The 22,317-nt window shown below is 57.6% G+C and carries 15 protein-coding genes, 2 tRNA genes, 3 rRNA genes and 3 pseudogenes; 15 read left to right on the forward strand and 8 right to left on the reverse strand.

Annotation, left to right across the window (positions count from 1 at the left end):
- Positions 1 to 138: 138 nt before the first annotated feature.
- From ACEN8E_RS07890 to ACEN8E_RS07900, 3 genes and pseudogenes are all read left to right on the forward strand, one after another.
- Entirely contained in the window at positions 139 to 819 is a 681-nt protein-coding gene (locus ACEN8E_RS07890; RefSeq protein ID WP_495592112.1) for a response regulator, read from the forward strand.
- A complete protein-coding gene (locus ACEN8E_RS07895; protein WP_495592113.1) occupies positions 816 to 2,141 on the forward strand; it encodes an ATP-binding protein in 1,326 nt (441 codons plus the stop codon). Before ACEN8E_RS07890 ends, ACEN8E_RS07895 begins: the two co-directional genes overlap by 4 nt.
- 166 nt (positions 2,142 to 2,307) lie before the next feature.
- A pseudogene (locus ACEN8E_RS07900) lies at positions 2,308 to 2,449 on the forward strand (hypothetical protein); the annotation flags it as partial.
- Here ACEN8E_RS07900 and ACEN8E_RS07905 read toward each other — a convergent pair.
- The 3 genes and pseudogenes from ACEN8E_RS07905 to ACEN8E_RS07915 form a co-directional block, all read right to left on the reverse strand.
- Positions 2,413 to 2,535: pseudogene (locus tag ACEN8E_RS07905) on the reverse strand (ATP-binding cassette domain-containing protein); the annotation flags it as partial. The pseudogenes ACEN8E_RS07900 and ACEN8E_RS07905 sit on opposite strands and share 37 nt — an antisense overlap.
- A gap of 173 nt (positions 2,536 to 2,708) precedes the next feature.
- Positions 2,709 to 3,545, reverse strand: a pseudogene (locus ACEN8E_RS07910) (PepSY-associated TM helix domain-containing protein); the annotation flags it as partial.
- 391 nt (positions 3,546 to 3,936) lie between these two features.
- Positions 3,937 to 4,395 carry a VOC family protein gene (locus tag ACEN8E_RS07915; protein ID WP_495592114.1) on the reverse strand — a complete coding sequence of 153 codons (459 nt, stop codon included), beginning with the start codon at positions 4,393 to 4,395 and terminating at the stop codon, positions 3,937 to 3,939.
- Between the two features lie 325 nt (positions 4,396 to 4,720).
- Between ACEN8E_RS07915 and ACEN8E_RS07920 the strand changes: the two genes are divergently transcribed.
- From ACEN8E_RS07920 to ACEN8E_RS07935, 4 genes are all read left to right on the forward strand, one after another.
- Positions 4,721 to 4,990 (forward strand): hypothetical protein, encoded by a 270-nt coding sequence (locus ACEN8E_RS07920; RefSeq protein ID WP_495592115.1) that lies wholly within the window; start codon positions 4,721 to 4,723, stop codon positions 4,988 to 4,990.
- A 102-nt stretch (positions 4,991 to 5,092) separates the two neighbouring features.
- Positions 5,093 to 5,707, forward strand: coding sequence for a LysE family translocator (locus tag ACEN8E_RS07925; RefSeq protein ID WP_495592116.1), 615 nt, complete (start codon positions 5,093 to 5,095; stop codon positions 5,705 to 5,707).
- A gap of 206 nt (positions 5,708 to 5,913) precedes the next feature.
- On the forward strand, positions 5,914 to 7,071 hold the full coding sequence (locus ACEN8E_RS07930; protein WP_495592117.1) for a cysteine desulfurase family protein: 1,158 nt from the start codon (positions 5,914 to 5,916) through the stop codon (positions 7,069 to 7,071).
- A gap of 65 nt (positions 7,072 to 7,136) precedes the next feature.
- Positions 7,137 to 8,945 (forward strand): aminopeptidase P family protein, encoded by a 1,809-nt coding sequence (locus ACEN8E_RS07935; protein WP_495592118.1) that lies wholly within the window; start codon positions 7,137 to 7,139, stop codon positions 8,943 to 8,945.
- Here ACEN8E_RS07935 and ACEN8E_RS07940 read toward each other — a convergent pair.
- Positions 8,938 to 9,855, reverse strand: coding sequence for a LysR family transcriptional regulator (locus ACEN8E_RS07940; RefSeq protein WP_495592119.1), 918 nt, complete (start codon positions 9,853 to 9,855; stop codon positions 8,938 to 8,940). The two genes, ACEN8E_RS07935 and ACEN8E_RS07940, sit on opposite strands and share 8 nt — an antisense overlap.
- 104 nt (positions 9,856 to 9,959) lie before the next feature.
- On the opposite strand from ACEN8E_RS07940, the gene ACEN8E_RS07945 reads away from it, so the two are divergent.
- Positions 9,960 to 10,958, forward strand: coding sequence for a zinc-dependent alcohol dehydrogenase family protein (locus tag ACEN8E_RS07945; RefSeq protein ID WP_495592120.1), 999 nt, complete (start codon positions 9,960 to 9,962; stop codon positions 10,956 to 10,958).
- Here ACEN8E_RS07945 and ACEN8E_RS07950 read toward each other — a convergent pair.
- Together ACEN8E_RS07950 and ACEN8E_RS07955 are read right to left on the reverse strand one after the other, a co-directional pair.
- Complete coding sequence (locus ACEN8E_RS07950) at positions 10,955 to 11,545, reverse strand: 2-hydroxychromene-2-carboxylate isomerase (RefSeq protein ID WP_495592121.1); 591 nt, start codon at positions 11,543 to 11,545, stop codon at positions 10,955 to 10,957. The genes ACEN8E_RS07945 and ACEN8E_RS07950 overlap by 4 nt on opposite strands.
- 36 nt (positions 11,546 to 11,581) lie before the next feature.
- Positions 11,582 to 12,310: an SDR family oxidoreductase gene (locus ACEN8E_RS07955; RefSeq protein ID WP_462004639.1), complete on the reverse strand. Its 729-nt coding sequence runs from the start codon at positions 12,308 to 12,310 to the stop codon at positions 11,582 to 11,584.
- 93 nt (positions 12,311 to 12,403) lie between these two features.
- Between ACEN8E_RS07955 and ACEN8E_RS07960 the strand changes: the two genes are divergently transcribed.
- A complete protein-coding gene (locus ACEN8E_RS07960; RefSeq protein ID WP_495592122.1) occupies positions 12,404 to 12,964 on the forward strand; it encodes a TetR/AcrR family transcriptional regulator in 561 nt (186 codons plus the stop codon).
- A 14-nt stretch (positions 12,965 to 12,978) separates the two neighbouring features.
- Here ACEN8E_RS07960 and ACEN8E_RS07965 read toward each other — a convergent pair whose 3' ends face one another.
- Together ACEN8E_RS07965 and rhtA are read right to left on the reverse strand one after the other, a co-directional pair.
- Positions 12,979 to 13,260 carry a hypothetical protein gene (locus ACEN8E_RS07965; protein ID WP_007990112.1) on the reverse strand — a complete coding sequence of 94 codons (282 nt, stop codon included), beginning with the start codon at positions 13,258 to 13,260 and terminating at the stop codon, positions 12,979 to 12,981.
- Between the two features lie 169 nt (positions 13,261 to 13,429).
- A complete protein-coding gene (gene rhtA / locus ACEN8E_RS07970; RefSeq protein WP_495592123.1) occupies positions 13,430 to 14,317 on the reverse strand; it encodes a threonine/homoserine exporter RhtA in 888 nt (295 codons plus the stop codon).
- A gap of 613 nt (positions 14,318 to 14,930) precedes the next feature.
- On the opposite strand from rhtA, the gene ACEN8E_RS07975 reads away from it, so the two are divergent.
- The 6 genes from ACEN8E_RS07975 to mrdA all read left to right on the forward strand — a co-directional run bounded on the left by ACEN8E_RS07975 (position 14,931) and on the right by mrdA (position 22,314).
- Positions 14,931 to 16,467: ribosomal RNA gene (locus ACEN8E_RS07975) — 16S ribosomal RNA — on the forward strand.
- A gap of 81 nt (positions 16,468 to 16,548) precedes the next feature.
- Positions 16,549 to 16,625, forward strand: a tRNA-Ile gene (locus ACEN8E_RS07980).
- Positions 16,626 to 16,655: 30 nt separating this feature from the next.
- A tRNA-Ala gene (locus ACEN8E_RS07985) sits at positions 16,656 to 16,731 on the forward strand.
- Positions 16,732 to 16,976: 245 nt separating this feature from the next.
- Positions 16,977 to 19,868, forward strand: a 23S ribosomal RNA gene (locus tag ACEN8E_RS07990).
- A gap of 158 nt (positions 19,869 to 20,026) precedes the next feature.
- Positions 20,027 to 20,142, forward strand: a 5S ribosomal RNA gene (rrf, locus tag ACEN8E_RS07995).
- The 16S, 23S and 5S rRNA genes sit together here with 2 tRNA genes alongside, the layout of an rRNA operon.
- A 279-nt stretch (positions 20,143 to 20,421) precedes the next feature.
- Complete coding sequence (gene mrdA / locus ACEN8E_RS08000) at positions 20,422 to 22,314, forward strand: penicillin-binding protein 2 (protein ID WP_495592124.1); 1,893 nt, start codon at positions 20,422 to 20,424, stop codon at positions 22,312 to 22,314.
- Positions 22,315 to 22,317: the final 3 nt, after the last annotated feature.

Consider the following 22,317-nt stretch of genomic DNA (forward strand, 5'->3'; position numbering starts at 1 on the left):
TGTGCAATTGAGATGCACAGTGGCGGGTGGCGATTAACCGATGATTAACCGCCGCGGCCTTGTGGCTGTGGCACTTGCGGCATAATGTCAGCTTAATCGGTCACCGGCTTAATCGGCTTTATTTCTACGAGGCTCCCCATGCACGTACTGGTTTGCGAAGACGATGAGCTGATCGCCAGCGGCATTGTCGCCGGCCTGACCGCCCAGGGCCTTACCGTGGAACACGTGGCCACGGCATCCTCCGCCCGGGCGATGCTCAAGGTCGCGGAGTTCGATGTCATGGTGCTCGACCTTGGCCTGCCGGACGAAGACGGCCTCAAGCTGCTGCAGCAGTTGCGCCATCAGGGCCTGGAGTTACCGGTCTTGATCCTCACTGCACGTGATTCGGTCACCGACCGTGTCGATGGCCTGCAAGCAGGTGCCGACGATTACCTGCTCAAGCCGTTCGACTTGCGTGAGCTGGCTGCGCGCTTGCACACGCTGTTGCGGCGGGTGGCGGGGCGCAGCGTCAACCTGATCGAACATGGCGCTTTGACTTACGACCCGAGCAGCCGCGAAACCACGCTCGCGGGGCGGCCGGTGGACCTGTCGCGCCGCGAGCAATCGCTGCTGCAAGCCTTGTTGCACAACCGGGGGCGGGTGCTGTCCACCGAGCAGCTCAAGGACAGCGTCTACGGTTTCAATGACGAGCTGGAAAGCAACGCCCTCAACGTCCATATCCATCACCTGCGGCGCAAGCTCGGCAATGGCATTGTCGAGACCGTGCGCGGCCTGGGCTATCGTCTGGGGCCGGCTGATGGCGGAGAAGAATCGAAGTGATGAGCCTGCGTTTGCGCCTGAGCCTGACGCTCGGCGCCGCATTTGCGTTGATCTGGGCCCTGGCCGCAGCCTGGATGCTCAGCGATTTGCGCAATCAGATGATGTTTTCCCTCGACCAGCGCCTGGTGGCGTCGGCCCGCATGGTCGCCGGCCTGATGGAGCAACTGCCGCCCGTGCCGAGCAAGGGCGAGGGCACCCACTTCAGTGCCGAGCAACTGAACATTCCGGGTGGCATGGCGTGCCAGGTCAGCTCGCTGCGCGGTGAAATCCTGGCCCGCAGCCACACCGATCCGCAACAGGCCCTGGAGGCCGAAAAACTGGGCTTTCACGACCAGATGATCGACGGTGCGCCGTGGCGCAGTTTCACATTGGCCCGGGGCGATCTGCGCATCACCACCGCCGACCGGCAGATCGAGCGCGAAGCCTTGAACATGTCGATCCTGCTGGCTGCTTCGGTACCGGTCGGCGTGGCCTTGCTCGGGTGCCTGTGCCTGCTGTGGCTGGGCATCGGCCAGGGGTTGGCGCCGCTCAACCGCATGCGCGACGCCTTGATGCGCCGCAGCGCCGACTCCCTCGAACCCTTGCAGATCCAGCCATTGCCCAGCGAGCTGCAACCCTTGCTGGAAACCCAGAACCAGCTGCTCCAGCGCATCGGCAAGACCATTGAGCGCGAACGTCGCCTGACCGGGGATGCGGCCCACGAACTGCGCAGCCCGCTGACTGCAATCAAGACCCACCTGCAAGTGGCGCGGATGACCGACGGCAACGCTCGGGATCAGTCCCTGGCCCGGGCCGAAGAGGGTGCGGACCGCATGCACCGGACCCTGGAACAATTGCTGTTGCTGGCGCGAGTCGAGGGCAGTCTGTCGTTTGACGACGGTGTGCAATGCAACGCCGAACAAGTGGCGAAACTGGCGATCCAGGACGCGGCGAGCGGCGATCGTCAACGCATCAGGTTTCAGACGCCGGGCAAGGTCTCCGCTGCGCCTGTACAAATGCCCGCCGTGCTGTCGATTGCCGCGCTGCGCAACCTGCTAGACAACGCGCTGCGTCATACCACCGCCGACAAAGCGGTGGAATTAACCCTGGAAACCACCGGCAATCGTGTGCAGTTCGTGGTGCGCGACCATGGGCCGGGGATTGCCGAAGAGGATTTGCAACACCTGACCCAGCGCTTCTGGCGCAACGGCCAGAGCACTGGTTGTGGTCTGGGCCTGGCGATTGTCCAGGCCATCGTTCAGCGTTGCGGCTGCACGCTGCATTTCGATAGCCGGCCGGACGGCTTGCGGGTTGAACTGACGATGCCGCTGCAACCGGTCTGAAAAACACCATGCCCCCCTGTAGGAGCGAGCTCGCTCGCGATGATCGATAACGATAACGCGTGCTTTCTGAATGCACGCGGTGTTCTTGAGTCCATCGCGAGCACAGCTCGCTCCTGCAAAGGTTGGCGTGTTACCGCCTGAATCCCTCAAGCGCTGAAGCTGTCGTCTGGCCGGTGCCAGAAACCTGGCCCAGGGGCACAACCATCGGGTAGTGATCGAAGCCATTCAACAAGTGCTGAGCGATGAACTGCCGTTGCACACCCTGGACCTGACCACTCCGGTCAAGGACCGGTTCGTCGAACACCAGAAATTGTGGAGGCGGAATCAGCCCTTGGGCCAGCAACACCCTTTGCCGTTCGCCGCCGGACCGTGCGCCCATGCGGCGCTTGCGCTTGCGCTTGACGTAGGCGCGGGCATCGTCGGTGTTGCCCAGGCACAGCAGAGTGCTCATGGCGCGTCGATGTCCGCTTGATCAATTTCCACGACATGTCCGGGGCCGGCATCGAACAGCACATAGAACTCGGCGCCGGGCTTCTTGAAGGTCAGGGTCGAGTCGGCGCCAAGCTTGCCCGGCAGGCTGACGAAACTGGCCTTCAGCCCGGAGATGTTCTGCGTGGCAATTTCAATCCCACGATCAAGGTCGATGCGCGGCGGGGGTGAGCCATCGGGCGACAGCGGCACCGATTCGCGGGACATCGCCGGGATGATCTTTTCCGTGGAAATGGAAATCTGGTTATCGGACAGCAACGCCTGGATCAGGAACCAGGTGCCGGTGATGGAAATCACCGCGATGAACCAGATCGACCAGATGCCGCTCAAACGATGAAAGTCGCCCCGGAAAATCCGCGCGCCGAGACGAATGCCCAGGGTCGGGCGGAAAAAACGGTTCCAGAAGTGTTTGTAGACCACCAGCCCGGTGATCAGCGACGCCAGTAATGGCAAGCCGAGAAACGACACCAGGTACCAGCCCCAGCTATAGCCATTGGTGAACGGCACCAGCCACCAGGCGTGCAGGGCGCGAGTAAAGGCGCGGAAGTCGAATTGCGGCGCGACGCCCTGGATCACGCCGCTGTACGGATTGACATAAATCACCACCGAAGGCCCATTGGGGTAGCCGGCTTCGACATCCAGGGCGAAGTGCGACTCGTCAGGGCGGCTGATGCTTTGCACCACGGTCTGTGGTTCAGCCTTGCTGATGGCTTCGATGACCTGCTGATAGCTGAGCAGTGGTGCATCGTCCGAGGGCTGACTGGCGCGCATTTGCGGGTTGGCCAGCCAGACGATTTCCTGACTGATCACCGCCAGGGTGCCGGTCCCACAGACGATCAGCACGAAAAACCAGATCGGCAGCGCCAGCCAGCCATGGACCAGGAACCAGATTTTTGAACGGGACTTCTTTGACATGTTGGAGGTCTTGCCTGGATGAGAGGCAGCTTGGCTGCGGGCTTCGCAGGGACGAGCGCCCTGAAGGTCCGATCGTGGCTTTTGCCGACGCGAAAGGACTGCATCCAGGTAGGACGGATGAGCAGAGGAAATCCCAAAAGGGGAAATGAAAGAAAATGTTTCTCGAGAGGCAGTGAAACGGGGCAACCTGCGCAGGATTTACATTCACTGGAGATCAAACGGTGGGAGCGGGCTTGCTCGCGAAGACACAGTGTCAGTCAACAGATCTATTGGATCTGCCGGCCTCATCGCGGGCAAGCCCGCTCCCACAGGGGCCTTGAGTGGCCATAGGTCCAGCGTAGGAGTAGGAGCGAGCCTGCTCGCGATGAGGGCCGAGAGGTTAACGAAGGCCTCAACCCTGACTGAACATCTCCTTCGCCCGCTGCTCGATCTGTTGCTGGGTCAAGTCTTCCTTGCGCGTGGCCAGGAACCACAAATGCCCGTAGGGATCCTTCAAGGTGCCTGAGCGGTCACCGTAGAATTGATCCTTGACCTCGGAAACCACGGTTGCGCCGGCAGCGATGGCCTGTTTGTAGGATTTGTCGACATCTGTCACGTACAAATGCAGACCCACGGACGCTGATTTGTCCGGATTGCTCAGTGGCCCTTGATCGCACGGCGTGCCGAGCATGATCGGGCAATCGCCGATGCGCAGTTCGGCATGACCGACACCGCCATCGGGCATGTTCAGGCGCATGACTTCAATGGCGCCGAAGGCTTTCTTGTAGAAGGCGATGGCGTCGGCGGCCTTGCTGATGCCCAGATAGGGGGTGATGCTGTGATACCCCTCTGGAATGGGTTTGACGCTCATGATGGATCTCCCTGTTCTTGTCGTGTGAATGTAAGTACCTGTGCCGATACATGGCCGAATAAATATAGGCCAGCCACTTTCACCTCACCGAGTGCCCGACGAGCAGCAATGCCATATAAGTGCCATCAGACAGGCTCCAGCCAATGCGCTCCCGGCCCGCGTTCTCCCGGCACATCGCCTGCATTGCAGTCTGGTGGGCCAGTGCTGATCAGGACAATGTTCGCCATTTGCTGATAGCCACTATTGAAAGCGTTGATTTCTGCTGCCCGGGAGGCGCGGGTAGCCTGTGTTCATTGCCTCGAACCCAGTCGCCAGGACGCCAAAAATGAAACCGATGATCGCCACTTTGCTGATGGCCGCCGTCTCCGTACTCGCCGGATGTGCCAGCCATGTTTCCCCGGAGCTTCGCCCTTACACGGCTGAAGAAAGCAAGGAACTGGCGCTGGAAGAGCTGAACCGCCGCGGATTGTCCTTCGACGAGTACCACGCGAAAAAAGCCGAACTGCTCGGCCAGCCGAAAAAGTCGTTCGGATTCGACAATCAGGGTGAAATGAACGCCGGGCGATCTGTACAGCTTCACGGTCGTCCAAGCTGAGGCGAAACTGTACCGGTCCAAGTTTCGCGCAACTGTCCATGGGTTTCGTCCAAGGCGTGCGATAGGGTCAATACCTGAACCGCCCTTGACGGACTACCACCCATGACGCTCTCACTCGACCTGCTGCTGGGCTTCGCCCTGTTCGCCCTCGTCACCTCGATCACACCCGGCCCGAACAACACCATGTTGCTGGCATCCGGGGTGAACTTCGGCTTCAGCCGCACGATTCCGCACATGCTCGGCATCACTTGTGGCTTCTTTGTCCTGGTGGTGGCAGTCGGTTTCGGCCTGGGCGCGGTGTTCCAGACTTACCCTTTGCTCTACACCGTGCTGCGCTATGTGGGGGCGGCGTATTTGCTCTACTTGGCGTGGAAAATCGCCCATTCCGGGCCAATGTCGGAAAGTCAGCAGAGCGAGGCGAAACCAATCAGCTATTTGGGCGCCGCCGCGTTCCAGTGGGTCAATCCCAAGGCCTGGATCATGGCCATTGGCGCCATCAGCACCTATACGCCGATGCAGGGCTACTTCACCAATGTGATCGTGATTGCGGCCGTTTTTGCCATCATCAACCTGCCGAGCGTCGGCGTGTGGGCCGCTTGCGGCACGCTGTTGCGCAATGTTCTGAAGGATCGCCGCTGGCTGCGCCTGTTCAATTGGGGCATGGCCGCGCTGCTTGTGGGTTCGCTGTATCCGCTGATGCTCGAAAGCTTTAGCTGACGCATTGCTTCAACCGGTTGCCCGATGCCTGTTAAGCTGACTTTTCAGGAGCGTTCCTACGCACTATTAAATGAAGCAGTCCTTCTTTAACGGCATCCGATCAGGTATTGGTAACGTTCTGAAAACAGCGCGCAGCTCACAAGGCTGCGCTTTGCCGTTTACAGTCACGAGCTTCCTGATCCCGGAACACGCTCTGCGAGTCTTTTATGAATAAACGTCCATTGTATTTCGATTACGCCGCCACCACACCGGTGGATGAGCGGGTCATCAAGGTGATGGTCGAGTGTCTGGGCTTTACCGGCAACTTCGGCAATCCGGCCTCAAGCTCCCACGTCTTTGGCCAGCAGGCCCGGCAATCGGTGGAGCAGGCGCGACGCCAGGTCGCCGAACTGGTCGGCGCGACGCCCGAACAGATCGTCTGGACCTCGGGCGCCACCGAATCCAACAACCTCGCGCTCAAGGGTGTGACCCAGGCCCGCGGTGCTGGCGGCGGCCATATCATCACCAGTCAGATCGAACACAAGGCCATTCTCGATACCGCCAGGCAACTGCAGGATGCCGGCGTAGCCGTGACCTATCTGGCGCCGGACGCCGAAGGGCTGATCACCGCGCAAGCCGTCAGCGAAGCCATGCGCGAGGACACCTTCCTGGTGTCGCTGATGCTGGTCAACAACGAACTGGGTACGCTCAACGATATTCCCGCCATCGGCCAGGTGGTGCGTGACCGCGGGGCGTTGTTCCATGTCGACGCCGCACAGGGCGCGGGCAAAGTTGCGATCGACCTCGCGCAGTGGCCGGTGGACCTGATGTCGTTTTCCGCGCACAAGCTCTATGGCCCCAAAGGCATCGGTGCGCTGTATGTCGGTCCGCGCGCGCAACAACGATTGCAGGCACAGATCCATGGCGGCGGGCATGAGGGCGGTTTGCGTTCCGGCACCCTGGCGACCCATCAGATCGCGGCCATGGGGGCGGCATTCGCCCTGGCGGCAGCGTCTTTCGATGAAGAGAAAGCCGTCATCGAGCATTTGCGTGAACGTTTGCTCGAGCAATTGCACAGCGTTCCCGGCGTGCGTCTCAACGGCAGCCCGACCCGGCGCATTCCCCATACCCTGAGCCTGACCTTCAGTGAAGGCGAGTTCAATCCGGCAGCGTTGCTGGCTTCGATCGCGTTTTCCGCGACCTCGGCCTGCAATTCCGCGAGCAATACCCCATCCCATGTACTGCTGGCCCTGGGACATGACGCCCGTTCGGCCAGTCGCACCATCCGCTTGAGCCTCGGGCGTTTCACCACCGAGCAGGACATCGACCAGGCGGTTCAACTGATCAAGGCAGCCTGCGCCAGTGCTCCGGCATTCTGGCAATAAGGCGACGAAGCGCCGACATTGATCGGCACTCAACAATAATGATGAAGTGGTTAGCAGGAGACACGATGAATACGCAGCTTTCGATCAATGGATCGGTGCCCCAGCGCCTGGCGCAAACCCGCGAACTGATGAGCCGGGAGGGTATTCACGCCCTGCTGGTGCCGTCGGCCGACCCGCACCTGTCCGAATACCTGCCGGGTTACTGGCAGGGACGCCAGTGGTTGTCGGGTTTCCACGGCTCGGTCGGCACCTTGATCGTGACCCCGGATTTTGCCGGTGTCTGGGCCGACAGCCGTTATTGGGAGCAGGCGACCAAGGAGCTCAAGGGCAGCGGCATTGATCTGGTCAAGCTGCAACCGGGTCAACCCGGGCCACTGGAATGGCTGGCCGAGCAAACTCCCGAAGGTGGCGTGGTCGCGGTCGATGGCGCGGTCATGGCCGTGGCTTCGGCACGGACCCTGGGCGGTAAACTTGAAGAGCGTGGTGCCCGTCTGCGCACCGACATCGACCTGTTGAACGGAGTCTGGGGCGACCGCCCAAGCCTGCCGGACGAACCGATCTATCAGCACTTGCCACCACAGGCGACCGTCAGCCGTGGCGAAAAACTCGCCAAGCTGCGTGAAACCCTCAAGGCAAAGGGTGCCGACTGGCATTTCATCGCCACCCTCGATGACATCGCCTGGTTGTTCAACCTGCGTGGCGGCGATGTGTCGTTCAACCCGGTGTTTGTTTCCTTCGCCCTGATCAATCAGCAACAGGCCACGCTGTTTGTCGCCTTGAGCAAAGTCAGCGCCGAGTTGCGCGCAATCCTCGAACAGGATGGGGTGACCCTGCGTGATTACAGCGAAGTCGCTGCCGCACTGCGCGCCGTGCCGAGCGGTGCGAGCCTGCAAGTCGACCCGGCGCGGGTCACGGCGGGCTTGCTGGACAACCTCGACAGCGGGGTGAAACTGATCGAAGGCCTCAACCCGACGACCCTGGCCAAATCGCAAAAAAGCCTGGCCGATGCCGAGCACATCCGTCAGGCGATGGAACAGGACGGTGCAGCACTGTGCGAATTCTTCGCCTGGCTGGACTCGGCGCTGGGCCGCGAGCGCATCACCGAACTGACCATCGACGAAAAACTCACCGCCGCCCGTGAGCGCCGCCCGGATTATGTGTCGCTGAGTTTCAACACCATCGCCGCGTTCAACGCCAATGGCGCGATGCCGCACTACCACGCTACCGAAGAAGAACATGCGGTAATCGAAGGGGATGGTCTGCTGTTGATCGACTCCGGTGGTCAGTACCTGGGCGGCACCACCGACATCACGCGGATGGTTGCGGTGGGCACGCCGACCGACGAGCAAAAACGCGATTGCACTCGCGTGCTCAAGGGCGTGATTGCCTTGTCCCGTGCGCAGTTCCCCAAAGGCATTCTGTCGCCGCTGCTCGATGCCATCGCCCGCGCGCCCATCTGGGCGGAAAGTGTCGACTATGGTCACGGCACCGGTCATGGCGTCGGTTATTTCCTGAACGTCCACGAAGGTCCGCAAGTCATCGCCTATCAGGCTGCACCTGCACCGCAAACCGCGATGCAACCCGGCATGATCACGTCCATTGAGCCGGGCACCTATCGTCCGGGTCGTTGGGGGGTGCGCATTGAAAACCTGGCGATGAACCGTGAGGCGGGCAAAAACGAATTCGGCGAGTTCCTGAAGTTCGAAACGCTGACCCTGTGCCCGATCGACACGCGTTGCCTGGAAACTTCGCTGTTGTCCGAAGAGGAAAAACAGTGGTTCAACGCTTACCACGCCGAAGTGCGCGAACGCTTGAGCCCGTTGGTCGAGGGTGCCGCGCTGGAGTGGCTGAATACCCGCACTGCGGCTATCTGATGTGAAGCTCAGGCGCTTTTTCCAGCGCCTGAGCCATATAGTCGACAAAGGCTTTGACCCTGGCGGATTGGCGACGATTCGCCGGGGATACGGCATGTATCGGCAGCGACAGCGTGCTGTAATCCTGCAAAATCGCGATCACCCGACCAGCGCTCAGGTCTTCGCTGAATAGCCACACCGGTGACAGCGCAATTCCCAATCCCCCCAGCACCAGTTCACGGATCGCCTCGGAGTTGTTGCTCTGTGCATTGCCCTTGATCCGCACTTCGTGGTGTTCGGCGTCTTTTGTGTACTCCCACAGGTTCTGGCTGCTCAGCAGGTTGAACATCAGGCAATTGTGCCTGCTCAGTTCCTGCGGTGTTTGCGGTTGGCCGTATTGCCTGAGGTAGTCAGGTGATGCGACGGTCACCCGATGGGTCGTGCCAACAAGGCGAGCGATCAGACCACTGTCGTTCAGGGCACCGATCCGGAATGTGACGTCCAGCCCTTCGCTGACCAGGTCCTGGTTTTGATCGCTCAGCTGCAGGTCTATCTGAACCTCAGGGTAGCGTTTGAGAAAGTCCGGTAACCGAGGGGCGATCTGCAAGCGGCCGAAACTCACCGACGAGCCGATTTTCAATGGCCCGGCGACCTTTTCGCGACCGGACTGGAAGCTATGTTCTGCCGCGTCCACTACGGCAAGGATGATCCGGCATTCGTTGTAATAGCGCAGACCTTCATCCGTCAGGGATAACTTGCGGGTACTGCGCGCAATCAGCTTTCCCCCCAATCGGGTTTCCAGCGCCTGCAGCACTTTGCTGATGGTCGGCTGGCTGGTTTGCATCTCCCGGGCAACGGCAGAAAAACTGCCCCGTTCGACCACTCGCACGAAAATCGCCATAGCGTTGAGCTTGTCCACGGGATTCCTCATTGATGCCGTATCGGCATGGTCACTATAGCGATATGGCGTCTTATCGGCATGAATTGGGCGGGGCAAGATTGATCCTGTATTCACTTCTGATGGGACGTGGCGAAATGACTGACACACTGAAAATGAGCGCGATGATGGTCGACTTGGCCAATGCGCCGTTACGTTTGGTTTCCATTGCCCGTCCGGTGCCGCAGGCGGGGCAGGTATTGGTCAGAATCAAGGCCAGCGGTGTCAATCCGCTGGATGGCAAAATCCGCTCCGGGCAAGCAGCCCATGCAGGTCAGCCATTGCCGGCGATAGTCGGGATGGATCTGGCCGGGACCGTAGAGGCGCTGGGAGAGGGCGTCAGTGGCTGGCTAGCGGGAGATGAGGTGTACGCCATGGCCACCGGTATCGGTGGAATTCAAGGTTCATTGGCCGAATACGCGGCGGTCGATGCGCGACTGTTGGCACGTAAGCCGCACAACCTGAGCATGCGTGAGGCTGCCGGATTGCCGCTGGTGCTGATCACCGCTTGGGAAGGTCTGGTGGACCGGGCTCGCGTTCGACCCGGGCAGAAGGTCTTGATTCATGGCGGTGCCGGTGGCGTCGGACATGTCGCCGTGCAAATCGCCCGCGCTTTCGGCGCTGAGGTTTTTGCCACAGGCTCGGCCGGGCAGCAATCGATCATCGAAGGGTTCGGTGCAACATTTATCGACTATCGCAAGTCTTCGGTCGAAGACTATGTGGCGCAACATACGGCCGGTGAGGGCTTCGACATTGTCTATGACACAGTGGGAGGCGAAACCCTGGATGCGTCATTCAAGGCTGCCCGGATGTACCACGGTCATGTGCTCAGCTGCCTGGGCTGGGGGCAGCACAGCCTGGCACCACTTTCCTTTCGCGGGGCGACTTATTCCGGTGTCTTCACATTGCTGCCGCTCCTGACGGGCCGGGGGCGCGAGCATCACGGCGAGATTCTGCACGAGGCGGCACGGTTGATAGAGGCGGGTAAGCTCGTACCTTTGCTTGACCCGCACCCGTTCACTTTGCAAAACGCAGAAGCCGCCCATGTGCTGCTCTTGTCGGGAGCGGCAAAGGGGCGGTTGGTGGTCGAGATTTAACTCAAGGCTTCAAGTACGAAGTCGAGTCGATCCTGGCCGAAGTACAACTGGTTGTCGACAAACATGCTTGGGGCTCCGAATACGCCTCGCGCTACGGCTTTTTCGGTGTTGTCCTTGAGCAGGGCTTTGACTTCCTCATCGGCGGTCAGGGCCAGTACTTCCTGTGGATCGAACCCGTTTTCGCTGAGCACTGCCGCAACGGTTGCCGGTTCATCCAGGCTGCGACCGTCGACCCAGATTGCCTTGAACAGGCAATCGATGAAGGCGGCAAAACGTTCAGGGTGGCGCAGCTGCATGCCTGTTACGGCACGCATCAGCATCAAGGTGTTGATCGGGAAGTGGGGATTGAACTTCAGAGGCACGCCATAGCGTTTGGCGTAGCGGTCCAGATCCTGAAACATATAGCGGCCCTTGGCCGGTACCGTCGCCGGAGAGGCGTTGCCAGTGGCTTTGAACACTCCACCCAGCAAGAACGGAATGTAGACCAACCGGGTGTCGGTCTGTGCGCAGATTTTCGGTAGCTGGGTGTAGGCCAGATAAGTGGCGGGGCTGCCGAGGTCGAAGTAGAACTCTACGATTTTGCTCATGTTCAAGGCACTCGTCTTATTGTTGTGTCGCAGAAGTTACCAGCGTTCGCTCCAGGGGCGAAGGTCCAGCTCGAAAGTCCAGGCATCCCGGGGCTGGCTGTGCAGGTACCAGTAGTTTTCGGCGATATGCTCGGGATTGAGGATGCCGTCCTGATCCTTGGTGGCGTATTTTTCGGGGAAGCTTTCGCGAATGAAGTCGGTATCGATGGCGCCGTCGACGACGACATGGGCAACGTGAATATTCATCGGCCCGAGCTCTCGGGCCATGCTTTGCGCCAGTGCACGAATGCCGTGCTTGGCTCCTGCAAATGCAGCGAACCCGGCAGCGCCGCGCATGCCTGCGGTGGCGCCGGTGAACAGGATCGTGCCCCGCTGACGCTTGGCCATGCGCTTGGCAACTTCCCGCGCGTTGAGAAAACCGGAAAAACAGGCCATTTCCCAGATCTTGAAATACTTGCGGGCGGTCTCTTCGAGAATGCTGCACGGCACGTTGGCGCCGATGTTGAAGACAAATGCTTCGATGGGGCCGATCTGGCTCTCGATCTGCTCGACCAGCGCGATCACGTCTTCCTCTTTGCGTGCATCGCAGGCAAACCCGTGGGCCTCGCCACCATCAGCCTTGATGGCATCGACCAGTGGCTGGAGTTTGTCCGCACTGCGGCGGGTGACGCAGGCGACAAAACCCTCTTGGGCAAAACGCTTGGCAATGGCGCCGCCCGTGGCATCACCAGCACCGACGACCAGTACGACCTTCTTGTTATTCATGGGTAGATCCCTTTTGGTAAACGATCGTTAACTAAACGAACGTTATGCTACGATTCGACAGGCGTCAAGGTGAGCAATTTCAGGAGAAGGGCAATGCGTTATTCGGCCAGTCACAAGCTGGAAACCAGGCAACGGCTGCTGGAAAGCAGCGCTGTATCGGCCAAGAAGTCCGGATTTTCAACGGTGGGCGTGGACGGCCTGATGAAAGCGATTGGCTTGAGTGGCGGTGCCTTCTACAGCCACTTCTCGTCGAAAGACGAGTTGTTCGCAACCATTGTCGAACGTGAGCTGGGCCAAAGCCTGGCGCGCCTGGGGGAAGGGCAGGACCGTGACAAGCTTGAGCGCTGCTTGAAACTGTACCTGAGCATGTCTCACGTCGAGAATCCGGAAACCGGTTGTGCATTACCGGCATTGGGGGCGGAAATTGCCCGTTCCGACGTGACTGTCCGCCAGCAGGCAGAGCACTGGATTTGTCGGCTTCAGGAAAGTTGGGCGGGTGTTCTGCAAAGCGACAGCCTGGCGTGGGCGATTCTGTCGCAGTGTATTGGCGCACTGGTTTTAGCGCGCATGCTGGCTAGCCCGGATATCCAACGCACAGTGCTGAAGTCCAGCTACGAGGAAATTGGCCGTCAGATCGCAAGTCCGAGAACCTGACGCGACGGCCCTGCCTATTTGCAGATGACAATCATGCTGCGGCTGGTATAACCCGCAGGATTGAGGCCAAACGGATAATCGCCGGGCTCTTCCACGGCATCTCCCGACTTGGCAATAACCTTGTACCCCTTGGGCGCGCAGGAGTTGGCGGCGCTGGCGTAGCACTTGTCCCAGGATGAAGACAGCCCGGAACAGTTTATGTGCAACCCTTTCTTGCCGTGCTTGATCTGTGTTTTTGATGTCGCTGCGCAGCCCGCAATTGCAAGTACGGCGATCAGTATCAAAATTCGTTTCATTACTGTCCTTATAGCGTCCCCGGATCTTGTGCCCGGGTCTGACTGCATTCGCTTTCGATTGACGCCTTTCGATATACCTATCTGAAATTGTCCATGGTATGGCTCTGGGTTGCGGGGCTAAACATGGCCTAATTGAGCGGCAAATACCAGAGCCGTGTCATATCTGCTTTCAATCTGCCGCGACCGCGGGTCTGGCGGCAGAGCTCATTGTCATGGTTGCGCCGACGGACGCAAGAATGATGCACAGGATTGCCATCCATTGCGACAGCGAGAGGTATTCGTGAAGGAACAACAGGCCCGATAACGCGCCGAAGGCGGGCTCAATGCTCATCAGCGTGCCGAAGGTTCTGGCAGGCATGCGGGTCAGAGCGACCATCTCCAGGGTGTAGGGGAGGGCCGTGGACAAAACGGCGACGCCGAGAGCCACAGGGATCAATGAAGGGGTCAGCAAAGCGGAACCGGCATGGACAATACCGATAGGCGCTACGAAGAGCGCAGCGATCATTACCCCCAGCGCGGCGGTCTGCACACCATTATCGGCCCCCGCTTTTTGGCCGAACAAAATGTACAGCGCCCAGCACACCCCGGCACCCAAGGCATAACCGGCACCTACCAGATCGATGCCGGCGGTCGCCTCTCCTGTCGGTATCAGTAGCAGCAAGCCGACGGCAGCCAGTGCGATCCACAAAAAGTCGATCGCGCGACGCGAGGCGTAGATCGCCACGGCCAATGGGCCGGTGAACTCAAGCGCCACCGCGATGCCCAGCGGAACGGTTTGCAATGACATATAGAAGAGGAAGTTCATGCCGCCCAGCGCCATTCCATAGATGATGACGGTGCGCAGGGATCTTGCGGTGAGTCTTGCCCGCCATGGACGCAGTATCAGCATCATGATCACGCTTGCAAAAATCAGGCGCAATGTTGTCGTCCCTTGAGGGCCGATAACAGAGAACATGCTTTTGGCCAGGGAAGCTCCGGACTGGATCGACGCCATGGCTATGAGCAGTAGCCCAACCGAGAACAGAGTTGAGGCCAGGCTGCGGGGCTGATCATTCATTGCGGGGCATCGTCCGAAAAGAGGAAATAAGGGCATTTCTCCAGCTATTGGGCAATATACTGCGCATTCCAGGCTGGCGCGTCTATATATAAGCAGTGTTTTTGCGCCTGTCGGTAGAAAACCATAATCAGTGCTTGACGGCAGATTCTGGAAGCCTATAATTCGCCCCACTTCCGGCGCAGTCGAAACGGAAAACTCCTTGTAAAACAATGAGTTATGCAGTTTTCGGCAGCAAGTTGCTTCAGGTCATCGGAGCACAAAGGAAGTTGAAAAAGAGGTGTTGACAGCAGCGTGTAACGCTGTAGAATTCGCCTCCCGCTGACGAGAGATCTGAAGCGCAAGTGGTTGAAGTTGTTAAGGATTCCTTGAAAACTTCTGAAAAAAATCACTTGACAGCAAATGAGGCTGCTGTAGAATGCGCGCCTCGGTTGAGATGAAAGCTCTTAACCAACCGCTCTTTAACAACTGAATCAAGCAATTCGTGTGGGTGCTTGTGGAGTCAGACTGCTAGTCAACAGATTATCAGCATCACAAGTTACTCCGCGAGAAATCAAAGATGTAACCAACGATTGCTGAGCCAAGTTTAGGGTTTTCTCAAAACCCAAAGATGTTTGAACTGAAGAGTTTGATCATGGCTCAGATTGAACGCTGGCGGCAGGCCTAACACATGCAAGTCGAGCGGATGGCGGGAGCTTGCTCCTTGATTCAGCGGCGGACGGGTGAGTAATGCCTAGGAATCTGCCTGGTAGTGGGGGACAACGTCTCGAAAGGGACGCTAATACCGCATACGTCCTACGGGAGAAAGCAGGGGACCTTCGGGCCTTGCGCTATCAGATGAGCCTAGGTCGGATTAGCTAGTTGGTGAGGTAATGGCTCACCAAGGCGACGATCCGTAACTGGTCTGAGAGGATGATCAGTCACACTGGAACTGAGACACGGTCCAGACTCCTACGGGAGGCAGCAGTGGGGAATATTGGACAATGGGCGAAAGCCTGATCCAGCCATGCCGCGTGTGTGAAGAAGGTCTTCGGATTGTAAAGCACTTTAAGTTGGGAGGAAGGGCATTAACCTAATACGTTAGTGTTTTGACGTTACCGACAGAATAAGCACCGGCTAACTCTGTGCCAGCAGCCGCGGTAATACAGAGGGTGCAAGCGTTAATCGGAATTACTGGGCGTAAAGCGCGCGTAGGTGGTTTGTTAAGTTGGATGTGAAAGCCCCGGGCTCAACCTGGGAACTGCATTCAAAACTGACAAGCTAGAGTATGGTAGAGGGTGGTGGAATTTCCTGTGTAGCGGTGAAATGCGTAGATATAGGAAGGAACACCAGTGGCGAAGGCGACCACCTGGACTGATACTGACACTGAGGTGCGAAAGCGTGGGGAGCAAACAGGATTAGATACCCTGGTAGTCCACGCCGTAAACGATGTCAACTAGCCGTTGGGAGCCTTGAGCTCTTAGTGGCGCAGCTAACGCATTAAGTTGACCGCCTGGGGAGTACGGCCGCAAGGTTAAAACTCAAATGAATTGACGGGGGCCCGCACAAGCGGTGGAGCATGTGGTTTAATTCGAAGCAACGCGAAGAACCTTACCAGGCCTTGACATCCAATGAACTTTCCAGAGATGGATCGGTGCCTTCGGGAACATTGAGACAGGTGCTGCATGGCTGTCGTCAGCTCGTGTCGTGAGATGTTGGGTTAAGTCCCGTAACGAGCGCAACCCTTGTCCTTAGTTACCAGCACGTCATGGTGGGCACTCTAAGGAGACTGCCGGTGACAAACCGGAGGAAGGTGGGGATGACGTCAAGTCATCATGGCCCTTACGGCCTGGGCTACACACGTGCTACAATGGTCGGTACAGAGGGTTGCCAAGCCGCGAGGTGGAGCTAATCCCACAAAACCGATCGTAGTCCGGATCGCAGTCTGCAACTCGACTGCGTGAAGTCGGAATCGCTAGTAATCGCGAATCAGAATGTCGCGGTGAATACGTTCCCGGGCCTTGTACACACCGCCCGTCACACCATGGGAGTGGGTTGCACCAGAAGTAGCTAGTCTAACCTTCGGGGGGACGGTTACCACGGTGTGATTCATGACTGGGGTGAAGTCGTAACAAGGTAGCCGTAGGGGAACCTGCGGCTGGATCACCTCCTTAATCGACGACTCAGCGGCTCCATAAGTTCCCACACGAATTGCTTGATTCATTGAAGAAGACGATAAGAAGCAGCCCGAAATTGGGTCTGTAGCTCAGTTGGTTAGAGCGCACCCCTGATAAGGGTGAGGTCGGCAGTTCGAATCTGCCCAGACCCACCAATTTTGTGTGGGAAACGCCTGTAGAAATACGGGGCCATAGCTCAGCTGGGAGAGCGCCTGCCTTGCACGCAGGAGGTCAACGGTTCGATCCCGTTTGGCTCCACCACTACTGCTTCTGATTGTGTAAAGCTTAGAAATGAGCATTCCATCGATGATGGTGAATGTTGATTTCTAGTCTTTGACTAGTTCGTTCTTTAAAAATTTGGGTATGTGATAGAAAGATAGACTGAACGTTACTTTCACTGGTAACGGATCAGGCTAAGGTAAAATTTGTGAGTTCTCTTAATTGAGAAATTCGAATTTTCGGCGAATGTCGTCTTCATAGTATAACCAGATTGCTTGGGGTTATATGGTCAAGTGAAGAAGCGCATACGGTGGATGCCTTGGCAGTCAGAGGCGATGAAAGACGTGGTAGCCTGCGAAAAGCTTCGGGGAGTCGGCAAACAGACTTTGATCCGGAGATGTCTGAATGGGGGAACCCAGCCATCATAAGATGGTTATCTTGTACTGAATACATAGGTGCAAGAGGCGAACCAGGGGAACTGAAACATCTAAGTACCCTGAGGAAAAGAAATCAACCGAGATTCCCTTAGTAGTGGCGAGCGAACGGGGACTAGCCCTTAAGTGGCTTTGAGATTAGCGGAACGCTCTGGAAAGTGCGGCCATAGTGGGTGATAGCCCTGTACGCGAAAATCTCTTAGTCATGAAATCGAGTAGGACGGAGCACGAGAAACTTTGTCTGAATATGGGGGGACCATCCTCCAAGGCTAAATACTACTGACTGACCGATAGTGAACTAGTACCGTGAGGGAAAGGCGAAAAGAACCCCGGAGAGGGGAGTGAAATAGATCCTGAAACCGTATGCGTACAAGCAGTGGGAGCCCACTTTGTTGGGTGACTGCGTACCTTTTGTATAATGGGTCAGCGACTTATTTTCAGTGGCGAGCTTAACCGAATAGGGGAGGCGTAGCGAAAGCGAGTCTTAATAGGGCGTCTAGTCGCTGGGAATAGACCCGAAACCGGGCGATCTATCCATGGGCAGGTTGAAGGTTAGGTAACACTGACTGGAGGACCGAACCGACTACCGTTGAAAAGTTAGCGGATGACCTGTGGATCGGAGTGAAAGGCTAATCAAGCTCGGAGATAGCTGGTTCTCCTCGAAAGCTATTTAGGTAGCGCCTCATGTATCACTGTAGGGGGTAGAGCACTGTTTCGGCTAGGGGGTCATCCCGACTTACCAAACCGATGCAAACTCCGAATACCTACAAGTGCCGAGCATGGGAGACACACGGCGGGTGCTAACGTCCGTCGTGAAAAGGGAAACAACCCAGACCGTCAGCTAAGGTCCCAAAGTTATGGTTAAGTGGGAAACGATGTGGGAAGGCTTAGACAGCTAGGAGGTTGGCTTAGAAGCAGCCACCCTTTAAAGAAAGCGTAATAGCTCACTAGTCGAGTCGGCCTGCGCGGAAGATGTAACGGGGCTCAAACCATACACCGAAGCTACGGGTATCACGTAAGTGATGCGGTAGAGGAGCGTTCTGTAAGCCTGTGAAGGTGAGTTGAGAAGCTTGCTGGAGGTATCAGAAGTGCGAATGCTGACATGAGTAACGACAATGGGTGTGAAAAACACCCACGCCGAAAGACCAAGGTTTCCTGCGCAACGTTAATCGACGCAGGGTTAGTCGGTCCCTAAGGCGAGGCTGAAAAGCGTAGTCGATGGAAAACAGGTTAATATTCCTGTACTTCTGGTTATTGCGATGGAGGGACGGAGAAGGCTAGGCCAGCTTGGCGTTGGTTGTCCAAGTTTAAGGTGGTAGGCTGAGATCTTAGGTAAATCCGGGATCTTAAGGCCGAGAGCTGATGACGAGTTACCCTTTGGGTGACGAAGTGGTTGATGCCATGCTTCCAAGAAAAGCTTCTAAGCTTCAGGTAACCAGGAACCGTACCCCAAACCGACACAGGTGGTTGGGTAGAGAATACCAAGGCGCTTGAGAGAACTCGGGTGAAGGAACTAGGCAAAATGGCACCGTAACTTCGGGAGAAGGTGCGCCGGTGAGGGTGAAGCATTTACTGCGTAAGCCCACGCCGGTCGAAGATACCAGGCCGCTGCGACTGTTTATTAAAAACACAGCACTCTGCAAACACGAAAGTGGACGTATAGGGTGTGACGCCTGCCCGGTGCCGGAAGGTTAATTGATGGGGTTAGCTAACGCGAAGCTCTTGATCGAAGCCCCGGTAAACGGCGGCCGTAACTATAACGGTCCTAAGGTAGCGAAATTCCTTGTCGGGTAAGTTCCGACCTGCACGAATGGCGTAACGATGGCGGCGCTGTCTCCACCCGAGACTCAGTGAAATTGAAATCGCTGTGAAGATGCAGTGTATCCGCGGCTAGACGGAAAGACCCCGTGAACCTTTACTATAGCTTTGCACTGGACTTTGAATTTGCTTGTGTAGGATAGGTGGGAGGCTTTGAAGCGTGGACGCCAGTTCGCGTGGAGCCATCCTTGAAATACCACCCTGGCAACTTTGAGGTTCTAACTCAGGTCCGTTATCCGGATCGAGGACAGTGTATGGTGGGTAGTTTGACTGGGGCGGTCTCCTCCTAAAGAGTAACGGAGGAGTACGAAGGTGCGCTCAGACCGGTCGGAAATCGGTCGTAGAGTATAAAGGCAAAAGCGCGCTTGACTGCGAGACAGACACGTCGAGCAGGTACGAAAGTAGGTCTTAGTGATCCGGTGGTTCTGTATGGAAGGGCCATCGCTCAACGGATAAAAGGTACTCCGGGGATAACAGGCTGATACCGCCCAAGAGTTCATATCGACGGCGGTGTTTGGCACCTCGATGTCGGCTCATCACATCCTGGGGCTGAAGCCGGTCCCAAGGGTATGGCTGTTCGCCATTTAAAGTGGTACGCGAGCTGGGTTTAGAACGTCGTGAGACAGTTCGGTCCCTATCTGCCGTGGACGTTTGAGATTTGAGAGGGGCTGCTCCTAGTACGAGAGGACCGGAGTGGACGAACCTCTGGTGTTCCGGTTGTCACGCCAGTGGCATTGCCGGGTAGCTATGTTCGGAAAAGATAACCGCTGAAAGCATCTAAGCGGGAAACTTGCCTCAAGATGAGATCTCACTGGGACCTTGAGTCCCCTGAAGGGCCGTCGAAGACTACGACGTTGATAGGTTGGGTGTGTAAGCGCTGTGAGGCGTTGAGCTAACCAATACTAATTGCCCGTGAGGCTTGACCATATAACACCCAAGCAATTTGACTACTTCGAAAGAAGCATCAGATTGCGGTGTGTGAAGACGCAAGAACCGAAAGTTCGACGCTCACAAAACACCGATTTCCATCACATACCCAATTTGCTGAAGCGCGGCCAGCCGGCCACGACTCGGTACCCGAATTTCTTGACGACCATAGAGCGTTGGAACCACCTGATCCCATCCCGAACTCAGCAGTGAAACGATGCATCGCCGATGGTAGTGTGGGGTTTCCCCATGTGAGAGTAGGTCATCGTCAAGATTAAATTCCGAAACCCCTATCTGCGTATGCAGGTAGGGGTTTTGTTTTTGGCGCCCCTGTAGGAGCGAGCTAGCTCGCGAAAAACCCGAGCGCGCCGCGGGGCATCAGGTTTCCCGCGCCATCGTTAACGTCCATCGCGAGCCAGCTCGCTCCTACAAAGTCAAATGTAAAAAAAATCACACAAACCTGACTCCACGGTTTTGCTAAGGTGCAGCTCATTTTTAATGGACTGAGTTTGCGCCCACGGATCGGCATTCTTTTCAAAGAGTTGCTGTAGAAATGCCTGAACCGATTCCCATCAAGGACCACGAAAAAGAAACACGCCTGGTCAACAAGCGACTCATGGCCTGCGCCTTGTTCGTTGCCGCCATTACCTGTGCTCTGGTGGTACGTCTGTATGTCCTGCAGGTGGTCGAGTTCGACTATCACTCGACCATCTCCGAAAACAATCGTGTACATGTCCTGCCGATTACGCCTACCCGTGGATTGATCTATGACCGCAACGGCGTTCTCCTTGCTGACAACCGTCCCAGCTTCAACCTGACCATCACCCGCGAGCGCGCCACCGATGTGAACGCCGAACTGGACGAAGTGGTCAATCTCCTGCACCTGCCCGCTGAAGACCGCTCGCAGTTCGACAAGGCGATGAAGCAGGCACGTCACCCCTTCGTGCCCGTGACGCTGTTCTACGAACTGAGCGAAGAACAGATCGCCGTGCTCGCCGTTAACGAATTCCGCTTGCCGGGCCTCGATGTCGAGCCGCAATTCGTTCGACACTATCCGTTGGGAGAACACTTCGCTCATTCTGTCGGCTACGTCGGACGTATCAACGAGAAAGAGTCAAAGGCGCTGGATACGGTCGAGTACCGAGGCACCCAATCCATCGGCAAGACCGGGATCGAAAAATTCTACGAGGCGCAACTGCACGGCCATGTCGGTTACGAGGAAGTCGAAACCAATGCCCAGGGCCGTGTGCTGCGAGTGCTCAAGCACACTGACCCGGTGCCCGGCGAAAACATTGTCCTGAGCCTCGACGTCAAGCTTCAGGAAGCCGCCGAGCAAGCCTTGGGCGATCGTCGTGGCTCTGTGGTCGCGCTCGATCCGTCGACCGGTGAAGTGTTGGCCATGGTCAGCAACCCGAGTTTCGATCCCAACCTGTTCGTCACCGGTATCAGCTCCAGGGAATACTCCACGCTACGTGACTCCGTCGACCGACCGCTGTTCAACCGTGTGCTGCGCGGACTCTACGCACCGGGTTCGACCATCAAGCCGGAAGTGGCCATCGCCGGCCTTGATGCGGGTGTCGTCACGCCACAGACCCGTGTATTCGACCCCGGTTATTATCAACTGCCGGATTTCGATCACAAGTACCGCAACTGGAACCACAGCGGCGATGGCTGGGTGGATATGGACGCGGCGATCATGCGTTCCAACGACACCTATTTCTATGACCTCGCACACAAGCTTGGCATCGATCGCCTGCACGACTACATGGCGATGTTCGGACTGGGTGAGAAAGTCTCCCTGGACATGAATGAAGAATCCCCCGGCCTGATGCCATCCCAAGCCTGGAAGCGCGCAACGCGTCGTCAGGCCTGGTTTCCTGGCGAGACAGTGATTCTCGGTATCGGCCAAGGCTACATGCAGGTCACGCCGCTGCAATTGGCCCAGGCCACGGCGCTGATTGCCAACAAAGGCGTATGGAATCGCCCGCACCTGGCCAAGACCGTGGACGGCATCGCGCCGGTGGACGAGCATCCGATGCCGAACATTCTGCTCAAGGATCCACGCGACTGGGAGCAGGTCAACCATGGCATGCAGATGGTGATGCACGACGCCCGCGGGATTGCCCGGGCCGCAGCCGCGGGCGCGCAGTACCGTATAGCCGGCAAGAGTGGTACCGCGCAAGTGGTGGCGATCAAGCAGGGCGAGCGTTACAACCGGGAGAAGACCCGTGAGCGCAACCGCGACAATGCCCTGTTCGTCGGTTTTGCACCGGCCGAGCACCCGAAGATCGTGATCTCGGTGATGATCGAAAACGGCGAGGCCGGTGGTCGAGTCGCCGGACCGGTCGTACGGGAGATCATGGATGCCTGGCTACTTGATCAGGACGGGCACCTGAAGCCGCAGTACGCGGCGCCGAGCAAGGCGCCGGGCGATCCTCACGTCTGAGTC

It is taken from the genome of Pseudomonas sp. Pseusp9 (assembly GCF_059491265.1).